The 13918-nt window shown below is 42.8% G+C and carries 14 protein-coding genes and 1 rRNA gene; 9 read left to right on the top strand and 6 right to left on the bottom strand.

Translation table 11 applies throughout. The features are described from left to right. Nucleotides 1-56: 56 nt before the first annotated feature. From rsmB to def, 3 genes are read right to left on the bottom strand one after another with little or no spacing between them, the layout of a single operon-like run. Nucleotides 57-1352, bottom strand: coding sequence for a 16S rRNA (cytosine(967)-C(5))-methyltransferase RsmB (gene rsmB / locus L641_RS0106550; RefSeq protein ID WP_016900040.1), 1296 nt, complete (start codon nucleotides 1350-1352; stop codon nucleotides 57-59). Further along, entirely contained in the window at nucleotides 1345-2298 is a 954-nt protein-coding gene (fmt, locus tag L641_RS0106545; protein ID WP_016900041.1) for a methionyl-tRNA formyltransferase, read from the bottom strand. Before fmt ends, rsmB begins: the two co-directional genes overlap by 8 nt. A 31-nt stretch (nucleotides 2299-2329) precedes the next feature. Continuing rightward, nucleotides 2330-2836, bottom strand: a complete 507-nt coding sequence (def, locus tag L641_RS0106540; protein ID WP_013463665.1) for a peptide deformylase — start codon at nucleotides 2834-2836, stop codon at nucleotides 2330-2332. Between the two features lie 119 nt (nucleotides 2837-2955). Here def and L641_RS0106535 point away from each other — a divergent pair, with 119 nt between their 5' ends. From L641_RS0106535 to hemF, 6 genes are all read left to right on the top strand, one after another. Continuing rightward, entirely contained in the window at nucleotides 2956-4077 is a 1122-nt protein-coding gene (locus L641_RS0106535) for a LysM domain-containing protein (RefSeq protein ID WP_016900042.1), read from the top strand. A 28-nt stretch (nucleotides 4078-4105) separates the two neighbouring features. Next, nucleotides 4106-5197 (top strand): DNA-processing protein DprA, encoded by a 1092-nt coding sequence (dprA, locus tag L641_RS0106530; protein ID WP_024601480.1) that lies wholly within the window; start codon nucleotides 4106-4108, stop codon nucleotides 5195-5197. A 1-nt stretch (nucleotide 5198) separates the two neighbouring features. Continuing rightward, nucleotides 5199-5672 (top strand): DUF494 family protein, encoded by a 474-nt coding sequence (locus L641_RS0106525; RefSeq protein WP_013463668.1) that lies wholly within the window; start codon nucleotides 5199-5201, stop codon nucleotides 5670-5672. A gap of 111 nt (nucleotides 5673-5783) precedes the next feature. Beyond that, a complete protein-coding gene (locus tag L641_RS0106520; protein ID WP_024601479.1) occupies nucleotides 5784-6359 on the top strand; it encodes a type I DNA topoisomerase in 576 nt (191 codons plus the stop codon). 23 nt (nucleotides 6360-6382) lie between these two features. Continuing rightward, the gene (locus L641_RS0106515) at nucleotides 6383-6946 is read left to right on the top strand and encodes an L-threonylcarbamoyladenylate synthase (protein WP_016900045.1); all 564 of its coding nucleotides are present in this window, start codon (nucleotides 6383-6385) and stop codon (nucleotides 6944-6946) included. 2 nt (nucleotides 6947-6948) lie between these two features. After that, entirely contained in the window at nucleotides 6949-7866 is a 918-nt protein-coding gene (gene hemF, locus L641_RS0106510; protein ID WP_016900046.1) for an oxygen-dependent coproporphyrinogen oxidase, read from the top strand. Between the two features lie 46 nt (nucleotides 7867-7912). On the opposite strand, the gene L641_RS0106505 is transcribed toward hemF, so the two are convergent. Next, the gene (locus tag L641_RS0106505) at nucleotides 7913-9517 is read right to left on the bottom strand and encodes a methyl-accepting chemotaxis protein (RefSeq protein ID WP_020476972.1); all 1605 of its coding nucleotides are present in this window, start codon (nucleotides 9515-9517) and stop codon (nucleotides 7913-7915) included. A gap of 102 nt (nucleotides 9518-9619) precedes the next feature. Beyond that, on the bottom strand, nucleotides 9620-10057 hold the full coding sequence (locus L641_RS0106500; protein ID WP_013463674.1) for a group II truncated hemoglobin: 438 nt from the start codon (nucleotides 10055-10057) through the stop codon (nucleotides 9620-9622). A 52-nt stretch (nucleotides 10058-10109) separates the two neighbouring features. On the opposite strand from L641_RS0106500, the gene aroE reads away from it, so the two are divergent. Beyond that, nucleotides 10110-10934: a shikimate dehydrogenase gene (gene aroE, locus L641_RS0106495; protein ID WP_016900049.1), complete on the top strand. Its 825-nt coding sequence runs from the start codon at nucleotides 10110-10112 to the stop codon at nucleotides 10932-10934. Then, nucleotides 10931-11185 (top strand): DUF1488 domain-containing protein, encoded by a 255-nt coding sequence (locus L641_RS0106490; protein ID WP_013463676.1) that lies wholly within the window; start codon nucleotides 10931-10933, stop codon nucleotides 11183-11185. The genes aroE and L641_RS0106490 overlap by 4 nt, the downstream gene beginning before the upstream one ends. A gap of 14 nt (nucleotides 11186-11199) precedes the next feature. On the opposite strand, the gene L641_RS0106485 is transcribed toward L641_RS0106490, so the two are convergent. After that, complete coding sequence (locus L641_RS0106485; protein ID WP_016900050.1) at nucleotides 11200-11739, bottom strand: gamma carbonic anhydrase family protein; 540 nt, start codon at nucleotides 11737-11739, stop codon at nucleotides 11200-11202. Between the two features lie 595 nt (nucleotides 11740-12334). Here L641_RS0106485 and L641_RS22250 point away from each other — a divergent pair. Beyond that, a 16S ribosomal RNA gene (locus L641_RS22250) occupies nucleotides 12335-13870 on the top strand. Nucleotides 13871-13918 lie beyond the last annotated feature (48 nt).

The raw sequence follows: 13918 nt of genomic DNA, 5'->3' as shown, positions 1-13918 counted from the left end.
TACTAATTACATCAAAGTATTAGCTACCTCTAAATTGAAGTAGCTAAATGTGTTGCCTAGGCTTTTTTAACTAATTTAGCGTAGTAAAAACCGTCACTTTCGCCTGGTAATAACTGCAAGCCTGGTGTGGTTTTAGTGTCTTCGCTGTGCAAAGGAATATGCTCTGCGTCTCCATTATTAGCTAAAAACTTAGCAACTTGTTGTTGGTTTTCTTGTGGAAGCACCGAACAGGTTGCATACACCAATGTACCGCCTGGCTTTAACAATGGCCAAATGCTGTCGAGTATATCGCCTTGGAGGGTCGATAAATCGTTAATGTCGGATGCGCGACGTAACCATTTAATATCTGGGTGACGACGAATTACGCCAGTTGCAGAGCAGGGTACATCTAACAAAATACGATCAAACTGTTCTTCATCCCACCAAGTGTGAGGTTGCGATGCATCACCACATTGTAAGTCGGCGCCCAAACCTATGCGTTCTAGGTTTTGTTTAACACGTTCTAGGCGTGTGGCATCGCTATCAAGCGCAAGCACATCTGCGTCGGCAAGCTCTAAAATATGACAGGTTTTACCACCAGGCGCTGCGCAGGCATCGAGTATTGAATCACCATTTTGTGGGTCTAGATAGCGTGCAGCAAGCTGCGCTGCCGCATCTTGTACTGAACAGGCACCGGTATCAAACTCAGGAAGTGAAAACACATCGCGTGGTTTGCTTAGTTTAATGCCATCAATAAAATCAGGATTTAGAGTATGTTCAATATCGTTAGCGGTTAGCATTTCGCTATATTCTTGGGTGCTAAACTGCGATTGATTCACTCGAAGCCACATTGGCGCTTGTTGCTGATTAGCTTCTAGAATGTCTTCCCAGCTATCTGGGTAGGCTTCTTTTACTTGCTTTATAAACCAGTTTGGATGGTTGTATAAACACACCGGAATTTGTTTGGCTTTTTCTTCAAGCTCAGCTTGTTGGCGCTGAAAGCTTCGTAAAATGGCGTTAATAAGCCCTTTTAAGCCAAGAGCGCGTAATTGTTGTAACGCATTAACGGTTTCGCTAATTGCTGCATGCGGCGGTACACGCATGTGTTGTAGTTGGTAAATGCCTACATACAACAAAAACTGGAAAATACGGCGTTTGCCTTTAAGCGGTTGTTCTACTAAATGCTGACAATAATTTTCTAGGCTAGGTAAGTAACGTAATACTCCATAGCAAATTTGCTGCAGTAAGGCTTTATCTTTAGGAGATAGGCCTTGGCTAGCGAAAGGGAGTTCTTGATTAAGCGATGCGCCTTTATCAACCACGTTATATAAAGTTTCAGCGGCTAGCGCTCTGACATTGCTTACATTACTCATTATTTTCGCCTAATACGGTGCCGGGTGTGACCCAGTCGCTACGACCGTTTAAAAAATCATTAATTGCCATTGGCTTTTTGCCTTGTGGTTGTAATTCGCCAATAGATAAAGCGTGTTTACCACAAGCCACAACGATACCGTTTTTATCACTTGCTAATACAGTGCCAGCTGCGCCTGATTGTTCAACTACATTTGCTTGGTATATTTTTACCGTATTACCACGCATTTGGGTAAAGCATACTGGCCATGGGTTAAATGCACGAATGTTACGCTCGATTTGCTCGGCATCCATAGACCAATCAATGTTGGCTTCGTCTTTTGAGAGCTTTTTAGCGTAATTGGCATCAGCATCGTTTTGTGGCTCAGGCGTTATGTCCCCGTTGGCTAAACGATTTATGGTGTCGATTAATGCATCAGGTCCCAGTTCAGCAAGCTTAGTGTATAAGCTTGCACTGGTTTCAGTACTATCAATAGGGCAGCGGCTAATATGCAGCATATCGCCGGTATCTAGCCCTTCATCCATTTGCATTATGGTTACACCGGTTTGCTGATCCCCTGCCCAAATAGCGCGTTGAATAGGTGCGGCGCCACGCCAGCGCGGTAAAATAGAACCATGTACATTTAAACACCCTAAACGTGGGGCATCTAAAATGGCTTTAGGTAAAATTAAACCGTAGGCAACGACAATCATGATATCGGCATTGAGGCTGCTTAGCTCTTCAAGTGCGTCGTCTGTTTTGAGTGATTGCGGTTGAAAAACGGGTAGGTCATGTTCTAATGCAAGCGCTTTTACTTCACTGGCTTTTAGTTTTTTTCCGCGACCCGCTGGACGATCTGGTTGACTGTAAACGCCCACTATTTGGTGTTCACTATTTATGAGTGCTTGCAGATGGCGTGCAGCAAAGTCCGGCGTACCGGCAAATATAATGCGTAATGGTTGTGTCACTGAGTTTCCTAATTATTTACTAAGGTGCTTATTACTGCGCTGCAAACTTCGCTTCTTTTTCAAGCTTTTTACGAATGCGTTGGCGCTTTAATGGAGATAAATAATCAATAAATAATTTACCTTGAAGGTGATCAAGTTCATGCTGAATACAAATCGCTAATAATTCGTCAGCATCAAGAATAAATTCTTTACCTTCTTCGTTCAGTGCAGCTACGGTAACGGTTTCTGCACGGTCAACTTTTGCATACGAATGAGGAACTGATAAACAGCCTTCTTCGCTCACGGTTGAGCCATCTTTTTTGATAATTTGCGGATTGATAAGCACGAGTGGTTCATTGCGCTCTTCTGATACGTCGATCACCACAATACGCTGGTGAATATCAACCTGTGTAGCAGCAAGCCCAATACCATTTTCATCGTACATAGTTTCTAGCATATCTTTGACAATTTCACGCACTTGATCGTCAACAACAGTTACTTCTTTTGCGATTGTACGTAAACGTTCATCTGGAAATCTTAAAACTTCTAACCTAGCCATAGTTACCTTTTACACTTATGCTTAAATTTAGGGTATTGTATGTTCTTATTTTAGCCATTCACGTTCCCCTTTAACAGGTTTTGGTTAATAATAATGAAAAAACACTATGAGGAAGCTCAATGAAATCTCCATTAATTGCAATTATACTTGCATTAGGTGCAACTTTTCCTGTGCTGGCAGATGTACTAACTATAAAAAAAGATGCGCCTAAACAGTATGTTGTGAAAAAAGGTGACACGCTTTGGGATATCTCAGCTATATATCTAAACGAACCTTGGTTATGGCCTGAACTATGGCAAATGAATCCACAAATAGACAACCCTCACCTTATTTATCCGGGAGATGCGTTAGCATTAATTTACGATACAGACGGTAATCCGCGTTTAGTGATTAATAAAGCGTATCGAAAGCTATCACCTATGGGACGTATTACGCCAAAAGGGAAAGATGCGATAACAACTTTACCTCTTGCGTTGATTAAACCGTATTTGTCGTTTGAGCAAGCTATTAACAGCGATTCGATAAAAGAAAAGCCCTATATTTTGGGCGCCAACGAAAATACCAAAACCCAAACTATTGACCATATTTTATATGTAAAAGGTAACTTAAAACGTCATCAGGCATATGCTATTTATCATAAAGGTGCGCCTTATACTGACCCTAATACCGGTGAAGAGTTAGCGAGTAGAGCATCTTATGTGGGTATGGCTCGTGCATTTAGAACAGGTGATGCGGCCAATGGCGAACCTGCCTCAGTAAGAGTTGAATCAGTAAAACGTGAGATCAAACAGGGTGACTTTTTATTACCTGCAATGGAAGGGCAGATGCTGCCAGTATATTTTGAGATGCATCGTCCTGAACAGCCAATGCAGGGTCAAGTGATTGCCTCTCCGCGCGAGGTGAGAGAATTTAGCACGATGGATGTAGTGGTGCTAAACTTAGGTTCAGAGCAACAAGTTAAAGTAGGTCATGTACTGGATATTGAACGTCAGTCACCTAAGGTGATTGATAGTGCCAGAGGCCCGCGTTATACCGAAGATTCAAGTCGTTTAGAAAAATTGGTATCGGCTACTAGCGAATTATTTGGCTCAGAAACCGATGAAGATAGCGTTACTTGGAAAATGCCAGCAGAGAAAGTTGGTGAAATGATTATCTTTAAAGTGTATGACAAAGTTAGTTATGCGCTGATCACTAAAAATCAGCACCCAATTCGCATTGGAGATTTGGCAGTAATTCATTAAGTAGCGAGTCGGTGTTCTAGGAGGGAACATGGAGCAATCGTTTGGCAAGCTAAGCCATTGGCTTGCCTTTTACTTATGCAAAGGGCTTGGAATAAAAACGCTATTAGCCCTCTCTAAGCAGCACAGTTTAGAGTCGCTGTTTTCCTTATCGCATTCCCAGCTGGTTATGTTGGGCTTAACAGCGAGCCAAGCAAGCAATTTACGTAATACAAATTGGCAGCAAGTTGCGCATTATGAACAGCTTATTAGCCAGCAACATATTATTGTTATTAGTATTTTTGATACCACCTACCCAGAACACCTAAAACAAATAGCCAGTGCGCCATTATTACTTTTTTGTAAAGGCGATATCAGCTTACTGTCTTCTCCACAAATTGCGATTGTTGGCAGTCGAAATGCAACCACCACAGGACTTGAAATTGCTGCAGAATTTGCACATCAGCTAACGCTTGCTGGCATAACAGTAACCTCTGGTATGGCGCGTGGCATTGATGGTGCTGCCCATAAAGGAGCGCTGGCAGGAAATGGTAAAACCATTGCCGTACTAGGGACTGGTGTTGATGTTTATTACCCTAAACGCCATAAGTTACTTACAGATCAAGTATTAACACAGGGTTTATTGGTAAGTGAGTTTTTACCGGGCACCGCGGCCAACGCGCATAACTTTCCACGGCGTAATCGTATTATTTCAGGACTCTCTTTAGGCGTTTTAATTGTTGAAGCCGAAATTAAAAGTGGCTCACTGATCACCGTACGTTATGCGCTTGAACAAAATAAAGACGTTTTTGCGGTGCCAGGCTCAATTAAAAACCCGCTGGCACAAGCAAGTCATTTTTTAATTAAGCAAGGTGCTAAGCTGGTAGAAAACGTCGCCGATATTCTTGATGAGATGAACTTTTCATACCCTTCTGGTCTAAACTATAAAGAGTTAACTGATGCTGTAACCTCAGATTGCGAGGTGCTTAACAGTATTGGTTTTGAGGTGACCAGTGTGGACGATATTATGCGTCGAGTACAGTGGCCAATTGATAAAGTACAAGCGCGATTGCTTGATTTAGAGTTAGACGATCAAATTGAACGTGTATTAGACGGCTATATTAAATTAAGCGCTGGAGGATAATATGTTTGATATTCTCATGTATTTATTTGAAAACTATGTTCACAGCGAAAGTGATGTATTTGTTGAGCAAAGCACACTTACTGATGAGCTACTGCGCGCTGGGTTTAACAAACCCGAAATTAACAAAGCCATTGACTGGTTAGATCAACTTGCCGCATTACAATACAGCAATGAATCGCCTTATTTATTAGCCACTCCACAACATGCAGTGCGTATTTTTACCGACAGTGAGTGCCAAGTTCTCGACACCGAGTGTCGCGGCTTTTTAATGTTTGTTGAACAAACGGGCGTTATTAATAGCACCACTCGTGAAATGGTGATGGACCGTTTAGCGGCGCTTGATAATTCAGCTATTACTTTGGAAGATTTAAAATGGTTAATTCTTATGGTGTTATTTAACGCCCCTGATTCTCAGCAGGCGTATGAGCAAATGGAAGATCTTATTTTTGATGAGCCCAGTGAAGTGTTACATTAATCATTATTGCGTGTTTTATTATTTTCAGCGTTAACAAACCGACTGCCATAGCTTGTATCTTTAAGGGTTTTGGGTATATTAGGCGAAAATTCACCAACCACTAGGATTTACATGAGTAAAATCGATCATTCACTTTTCTCGGCTAATAAACACGCCTTAGAAAAAGAATATGAGATATGCCCGCAATGTGGTTCAGAACTCGTCATTCGTAATAGTAAATCTGGGCCTTTTTTAGGCTGCGCTAGTTACCCTAAGTGCGATTTTATTCGCCCGCTTGCACATCATGATAGCAATGAAATCAAAGTACTTGAGGACAGCGAGTGTCCAGAGTGTAGCAAGCCGCTGGTGGTGAAAAATGGCCGCTATGGTATGTTTATTGGCTGTACCGGTTACCCTGAATGTCATTATATTGCCAGTGAGCATGACGATACGCCAAGTGAAGAGCCTGTGATTAGTTGCCCTAAATGTAAAAAAGGCCACTTGGTTTCACGCAGCAATAAATTTGGGAAAGTGTTTTATTCTTGCGACTGTTACCCAAGCTGTAAATATACGCTAAACCACAAGCCAGTAGCTCAAGCGTGTCCTGTATGTGACTGGCCAGTTGTTACTGAGAAAAAAACTGCGAGTGGTGTTGTGTTACAATGCCCACAAAAAAGCTGTATGCATAAGTTTGCTGCCACTGAATAACGTAAATATCTCTGGAGACAATTTTGTCTGACCTTTCTTCTTTATCTGCTGCAATAACTAGCTTAGAACAAGGCGATGTTATTTTATACCCAACCGAAGCTGTTTATGGCCTTGGTTGCGATCCTGACAATCAACAGGCGGTGGAACGTTTACTTGATATTAAACAACGCTCCGTTGAAAAAGGGCTTATTTTAATTGCTGACAATTACGGGCAATTATTAAAATACGTCGATGACGCTAAGCTGCCTATGGATAAACGTGCCGATATTTTTTCAAGTTGGCCAGGCGCACTCACTTGGGTGATGCCTGCAGCTAAGTCTACCCCAAAGTGGTTAACAGGGCAGTTTGATACTATTGCAGTAAGAGTAACTAACCACCCTACAGTTAAACGTTTATGCCAACAGTTTGGTAAACCACTGGTATCAACAAGTGCAAATTTAACCGGCCAAGCAACGGTAACAAGTATTGTTGAAGCTCAGCAGCAGTTTGGCGAGCAGGTTAGTTTTTATGTTGATGAACCATTAGGTGGTAATACGCAACCAAGTACCATTAAAGATGCCATGACAGGCAATGTATTCAGAGGTTAACGATGCAAAGCGAATTATTAAAACAAGTAAAAGCGTACTTTATGGCTTTGCAAGATACCATTTGCCAAGGCTTAGAAGCAGCAGACGGGAAAGCACAGTTTGTTGAAGACAGCTGGCAGCGAGAAGAGGGCGGCGGTGGTCGTACTCGCGTTATCACCAATGGTAATGTGATAGAGCAAGGGGGAGTTAATTACTCTCATGTATTTGGTGCCTCTATGCCGGGCTCTGCCACTGCACATAGACCTGAGCTTGCCGGGCGCAGTTTTCATGCGTGTGGTGTATCGTTAGTGATCCACCCTAAAAACCCACATATACCAACAAGCCATGCCAATGTGCGCTTTTTTATTGCCGAGAAAGAAGGTGAAGAACCGATTTGGTGGTTTGGTGGTGGTTTTGATTTAACCCCGTTTTACCCTGTACTTGAAGATGTAGTGCATTGGCACCAAGTTGCGCACGATGTGTGTCAGCCGTTTGGTGATGATGTATATCCAAAATATAAAAAATGGTGTGACGAATACTTTTATTTAAAACATCGTGATGAAACCCGCGGCGTAGGCGGCTTATTTTTTGACGATTTGAATGAGTTAGGTTTTGAGCAAAGCTTTGCATTTATGCAATCGGTGGGTAATGGCTTTTTAGATGCTTACGTTCCTATTATTGAGCGTCGCAAAAACGATAAGTACACCGAACAACAACGCGACTTTCAATTATATCGCCGTGGTCGTTATGTTGAGTTTAATTTAGTCTGGGACCGCGGCACATTATTTGGCTTACAAAGCGGTGGCCGAACTGAATCTATTTTAATGTCGATGCCACCTTTAGCCCGTTGGGAATATAACTTTACCCCAGCCGAAGATAGTGCAGAGGCATTGCTATATAAAGACTTCTTAAAGCCACGTGATTGGTTAGCTCTGGGCTAAGAATGATATGCCAGTCAATAAACTACTTATTGACTGGCTTTTAAAATTATTGTTTTAGTTTAAAGCTTCGTACCTGCTCATCTAACGAGCGAGCTAAATTGAGTAACTCTTCACTGACTTTTTGATTTTCATCCGCATCCACTAACGATTGCTCTGCATTATCACTGATACCAACAACGCTTCTGTTTATTTCTTCGGCGGCTAGATTTTGCTGCTCTGTTGCATCGGCTATTTGTATATTTAGCTCATTTATTTCATTCATTTGGCTAGAAATATCTTTTAAAGCCTGTGCAACTTGTTGTACTTGTTGCGCTCTTTCGTCTGCCTCCGCACAGGACTCACCCATGGTTTTAACTGTTTGCGCTGCTTCTGATTGCAACTTATCTATAGTACGGCGTATTTCATCGGTAGAGGCATGAGTTCGGGTTGCTAAAGTTCGTACTTCATCAGCAACAACGGCAAATCCTCTTCCTGCTTCACCTGCACGGGCAGCTTCAATGGCTGCATTAAGTGCTAATAAATTTGTTTGCTCGGCGATACTGCTGATCACCTCAAGCACTTTACCCACTTCAAGCGTTTGCTCTTGCAGTTGTCTCACTTGATCTGCCGCTTGGCGTACATCTTCAGCTAGTTGATTTATACTGAGTTCGGTTTGCTCTGCAACCTGCATGCTTTGCTGTGCTAGCTCATTACTGTTCTCAGATTTTTCTTGAGCAAAATGAGTGGTGTTTCTTACTTCATTGGATGAGCTTTCTAGCTCATTAATTGCTGCGGCTACCGAGTCGGTACTTTTCTTTTGTTCTAAAATAGCGCGCTCAGTAGTATCGGCAGAAGTATAAATTTTCTCTGCTGAATGAATAAGCACTTTTGAAGAGTGAGATACCTGAGCAATGTTATCTTTAAACGTAGCAATCATTTGGTTAAAACTAGTGGCAAGCCAGCCGAGTTCATCTTCGGCGTTATCTTCAATGCGTAAGGTTAAATCTTTATTAGTAGTGGCTAGGTGCATTGCATGGCCGAGCTTTTTAAGGCGCACTATAAATATTTTTCTAAACACTATACCTAGCAGCACAAAGGCAATAATAAAAATAGTAGACAGTAGGCTGGTGGTTATTAAGGTGTTGTAAGTTACCTCGCTATCAATATCGGCTAAGGAATAGCTAATTTTTACCACACCCAGTACATCGCCTTCTTGTGCTTGATGGCAGCCTAAACAGTTTGTACCTTTATAATCAGAGCTCGCATACATCGGGCGTAGGTAGGTCATACTGCGGCTATCAGTGTTTTGCTCTATAAATAAGCTTTCTTTACCCTGCAGTGCTTCGCGTTCGTTGTTATTACTCGCTGTTTGGTTTTTATTGCCTGGTCCATACAGCTTATTGACTATGTCAGAGCGAATAATATGAGCGTCTTCAATATTAGGATGTTTACGAAGCTTTTGGCTCAATAATTCTCGATTAGCCATAGTGCCCGTTAGCATCATGGTGTTTATTGAGTCGAAGTAATTGTCGGCAAGTAGCTTGATGTTTTCTGCCACCGTATCTTGTGCGAGTGTGCGCTGTTGGCTCGCACTACTAAAAATACTGGCTATGAGTACAATAATGCCGGTTAACGCTAACAAAGCATAAATTTTATGTTGGATTGATTTCACACGCGCCACGCTTTTCTAACTATTTAATAGGGTATTATCTCTATTTTAGAAAAGCGGGTTTTGACTTAGCGCAAATAATCCCCAATTAAAGAACGGGGTAAATTAATGCTGATTAATCATATGACTGGCAAGCTGTGCCAGTGATTGGCGTAAACCTTCGCGTAAAACGGGGTTATCAATTTCTATGTCTAAGGTTTTATTCATGCAATACATCCACTGATCACGTAAATCTTGATCAATAGGAAATGGCATATGGCGTTTGCGCAGCATTGGATGGCCATGTTTTTCTACAAATAAGTCTGGGCCACCAAGCCAACCCGATAAAAACTCAAAAAATACTTGGCGAATTCTATCTAATGGTTGAGGATGCATATCATATAACGGTTTAGCGTATTCATCGCTGGCCATTATGTCGTAGAATCTATTGGCAATTGCACGCGTGGGCGCTTCTCCGCCGATGATTTCATACGGGGTTTTCTCTGGCGTAGGCGCTTGAGTGGTTGTAGACGGCTTTGATCTTGAAAAGAGTCTTTTAATCATAGTTTTATCATCGTTAATAGGCAGTACTAAAACTGCAAAGAGGTTGTTTAAAATGGATAAATATGCGGTTTTTGGAAATCCAATCAAACATTCAAAATCTCCCAGCATACATCAGCAGTTTGCTAAGTCATTGGGAGAGCAAATCGACTATCGCGCAATATTAGCACCTATCGATGGATTTGAAAAAACAGTCGCGACTTTTTTTGAGCAAGGGGGCAAAGGCGCAAATGTCACTGTTCCTTTTAAAGAGCAGGCCTTTGCTTTAGCCGATGAACTAACCTCAGTGGCTAAACTTGCAGGCGCAGTAAACACCCTTAAAAAGCGCGATGATGGTACCTTACTCGGTGATAACACCGACGGCATAGGCTTTGTGAACGATTTACTAGCGAATAAAATAATAATAACAGGTAAACGCCTATTGATAATTGGTGCAGGTGGCGCTGCCCGTGGTGTTATTTTACCTTTACTTGAGCAGCAGCCTAAAGAAATTATTATCGTTAATCGCACGGCACACAAAGCCCAAACATTGGCAAAACTCTTTACCGAGCACGGCAATGTTTCGGGGTATGGTTTTGACGACCTTCCTTCTGCCGATTATCATTTAGTTATTAACTCAACCTCAAGTAGCATGAATAACGAGTTACCTGCGTTAAGCGAAAAGCACTTAAGCGCATGTGAAATGGCTTACGATATGTTTTATGCGACGCAAAATACGCTATTTATGAATTGGGTGAGCGAACACAATAAAGCGGCTAAGCTATTAGATGGCAGTGGCATGTTAGTAGGGCAAGCTGCACAAGCTTATTATGTATGGCGAAATAAAATGCCGGACATTGTTCCCGTTGTTATTGCATTAAAGCAGGGAGTACTTAAATGAACCAAGCAATACAGTTTATAGACCGACTCGAATTTAGAGAGCCAACTCATCAATTAGTTTTTTTTGCACAAGTAAGCGGAATGCTAGTTGAGTGTGTGATTGCTGTAAGTAGTTTAAATTTAGCCGATGAGAGTCATGCAACGCGTTATTTTGAACAATACCGATTTGATTATGAAGAGCGTGCCGAGCAGCTAATCGAAGACGAAAGCTATAACTCGGCAGGGCAAATAGAAGTGAGTTTACTTAATTAAGCAAAAAGTTGTGGTTATTTCGCGTCTTCAGCTAAGTATTCATCTTTAAGCTGCACGTAATTATCGGCAGACACTTTTAAAAAGCTCAGCTCTTGCTCTGTTAAAGGGCGGGCTTGTTTCGCTGGGCTACCTACATATAAATAGCCAGACTCTAAACGCTTATTAGGAGGTACTAAAGCACCACCACCAATAATCACCTCGTCTTCTACAATCACGTTATCCATAATAATGGCGCCCATGCCCACGAGTATGCGGTTACCTAGAACGCAGCCATGCAGCATTACCTTATGACCCACGGTAACATCATCACCAATAATAAGTGGGTAACCCTCAGGATTGCTTTTAGTCGCTCTTGATAAATGTAAAACACTGCCATCTTGTATATTAGTACGCTGACCAATACGAATATGGTTAACATCACCACGGGCAGCAACTAACGGCCATACACTGCTATCATCACCTATAGTGATATCACCGACTAATACAGACGACTCGTCTATATAAACAGAATCATTAAACGCAGGAGTTATTCCTTTATAAGAACGTATTGCCATATATGCACCTTTAAATTAAACAATATGAATAGTATCAGTGTAACAGTAGCGCTTATTTAAGTACCAGCAAAGCCTGATTTGATTATAAAACTAGCTGTTTCATCTGTTTTAGCTCAGATACTGACCGAGCAGTGTGTTTTTTTAGTTTTTCTTTAAAAAAGTACTTGCGTAAAAATCTGTTCTCCCTATAATGCGACCCCACTGAGACGGGGAAGGGCAACGCATAGCGAGGCACGAGCTACTCAAAGAGTTAAGTAAAACTTAAGTTTAAATCATCGAAAGAAAGTTTAAAATTAAGTGTTGACTCGAAAAATAAAGGATGTATTATACGCATCCCTAGCGACAATGTCGCAACGTTCTTTAACAATATAAAGCAATCATCTGTGTGGGCACTCGTACAGATTGAGTTCTAACAGCCAAGCTACTTAGGTAGTGAGGCAAACAAATTTAGAGTCTCAATGTGATTTCTCGAAAGAGAAGCTGAGTGACCAACAGAATAGTTACTTCGGTAATTATTCAGCACAGTCAATTCAATATCGAAAGATATTAAATAAATTCAGAATTCATTGAGCTGTCGAAAGACATAAAACTTTTTTAATTGAAGAGTTTGATCATGGCTCAGATTGAACGCTGGCGGCAGGCCTAACACATGCAAGTCGAGCGGTAACAGAAAGTAGCTTGCTACTTTGCTGACGAGCGGCGGACGGGTGAGTAATGCTTGGGAACATGCCTTGAGGTGGGGGACAACAGTTGGAAACGACTGCTAATACCGCATAATGTCTACGGACCAAAGGGGGCTTCGGCTCTCGCCTTTAGATTGGCCCAAGTGGGATTAGCTAGTTGGTGAGGTAATGGCTCACCAAGGCGACGATCCCTAGCTGGTTTGAGAGGATGATCAGCCACACTGGGACTGAGACACGGCCCAGACTCCTACGGGAGGCAGCAGTGGGGAATATTGCACAATGGGCGCAAGCCTGATGCAGCCATGCCGCGTGTGTGAAGAAGGCCTTCGGGTTGTAAAGCACTTTCAGTCAGGAGGAAAGGTTAGTAGTTAATACCTGCTAGCTGTGACGTTACTGACAGAAGAAGCACCGGCTAACTCCGTGCCAGCAGCCGCGGTAATACGGAGGGTGCGAGCGTTAATCGGAATTACTGGGCGTAAAGCGTACGCAGGCGGTTTGTTAAGCGAGATGTGAAAGCCCCGGGCTCAACCTGGGAACTGCATTTCGAACTGGCAAACTAGAGTGTGATAGAGGGTGGTAGAATTTCAGGTGTAGCGGTGAAATGCGTAGAGATCTGAAGGAATACCGATGGCGAAGGCAGCCACCTGGGTCAACACTGACGCTCATGTACGAAAGCGTGGGGAGCAAACAGGATTAGATACCCTGGTAGTCCACGCCGTAAACGATGTCTACTAGAAGCTCGGAACCTCGGTTCTGTTTTTCAAAGCTAACGCATTAAGTAGACCGCCTGGGGAGTACGGCCGCAAGGTTAAAACTCAAATGAATTGACGGGGGCCCGCACAAGCGGTGGAGCATGTGGTTTAATTCGATGCAACGCGAAGAACCTTACCTACACTTGACATACAGAGAACTTACCAGAGATGGTTTGGTGCCTTCGGGAGCTCTGATACAGGTGCTGCATGGCTGTCGTCAGCTCGTGTTGTGAGATGTTGGGTTAAGTCCCGCAACGAGCGCAACCCCTATCCTTAGTTGCTAGCAGGTAATGCTGAGAACTCTAAGGAGACTGCCGGTGATAAACCGGAGGAAGGTGGGGACGACGTCAAGTCATCATGGCCCTTACGTGTAGGGCTACACACGTGCTACAATGGCGCATACAGAGTGCTGCGAACTCGCGAGAGTAAGCGAATCACTTAAAGTGCGTCGTAGTCCGGATTGGAGTCTGCAACTCGACTCCATGAAGTCGGAATCGCTAGTAATCGCGTATCAGAATGACGCGGTGAATACGTTCCCGGGCCTTGTACACACCGCCCGTCACACCATGGGAGTGGGTTGCTCCAGAAGTAGATAGTCTAACCCTCGGGAGGACGTTTACCACGGAGTGATTCATGACTGGGGTGAAGTCGTAACAAGGTAGCCCTAGGGGAACCTGGGGCTGGATCACCTCCTTATACGATTTAGAACTTATTTGTTCGTAGTGTCCACACAGATGATTGTTA

The organism is Pseudoalteromonas sp. TB41 (assembly GCF_000497975.1).
Taxonomy (GTDB): domain Bacteria; phylum Pseudomonadota; class Gammaproteobacteria; order Enterobacterales; family Alteromonadaceae; genus Pseudoalteromonas; species Pseudoalteromonas tetraodonis.
Note: the sequence above shows the minus strand (reverse complement) of the source record. Positions and strands in the feature narration are given on the sequence as shown.

Coding starts and splice junctions, on each gene's coding strand:
- L641_RS0106520 (WP_024601479.1), top strand. CDS start 5,784: ATGAGTAAAATCGATCATTCACTTTTCTCGGCTAATAAACACGCCTTA.
- dprA (WP_024601480.1), top strand. CDS start 4,106: ATGGAGCAATCGTTTGGCAAGCTAAGCCATTGGCTTGCCTTTTACTTA.
- L641_RS0106485 (WP_016900050.1), bottom strand. CDS start 11,739: ATGGCAATACGTTCTTATAAAGGAATAACTCCTGCGTTTAATGATTCT.
- L641_RS0106525 (WP_013463668.1), top strand. CDS start 5,199: ATGTTTGATATTCTCATGTATTTATTTGAAAACTATGTTCACAGCGAA.
- hemF (WP_016900046.1), top strand. CDS start 6,949: ATGCAAAGCGAATTATTAAAACAAGTAAAAGCGTACTTTATGGCTTTG.
- L641_RS0106500 (WP_013463674.1), bottom strand. CDS start 10,057: ATGATTAAAAGACTCTTTTCAAGATCAAAGCCGTCTACAACCACTCAA.
- rsmB (WP_016900040.1), bottom strand. CDS start 1,352: ATGAGTAATGTAAGCAATGTCAGAGCGCTAGCCGCTGAAACTTTATAT.
- L641_RS0106535 (WP_016900042.1), top strand. CDS start 2,956: ATGAAATCTCCATTAATTGCAATTATACTTGCATTAGGTGCAACTTTT.
- aroE (WP_016900049.1), top strand. CDS start 10,110: ATGGATAAATATGCGGTTTTTGGAAATCCAATCAAACATTCAAAATCT.
- def (WP_013463665.1), bottom strand. CDS start 2,836: ATGGCTAGGTTAGAAGTTTTAAGATTTCCAGATGAACGTTTACGTACA.
- L641_RS0106490 (WP_013463676.1), top strand. CDS start 10,931: ATGAACCAAGCAATACAGTTTATAGACCGACTCGAATTTAGAGAGCCA.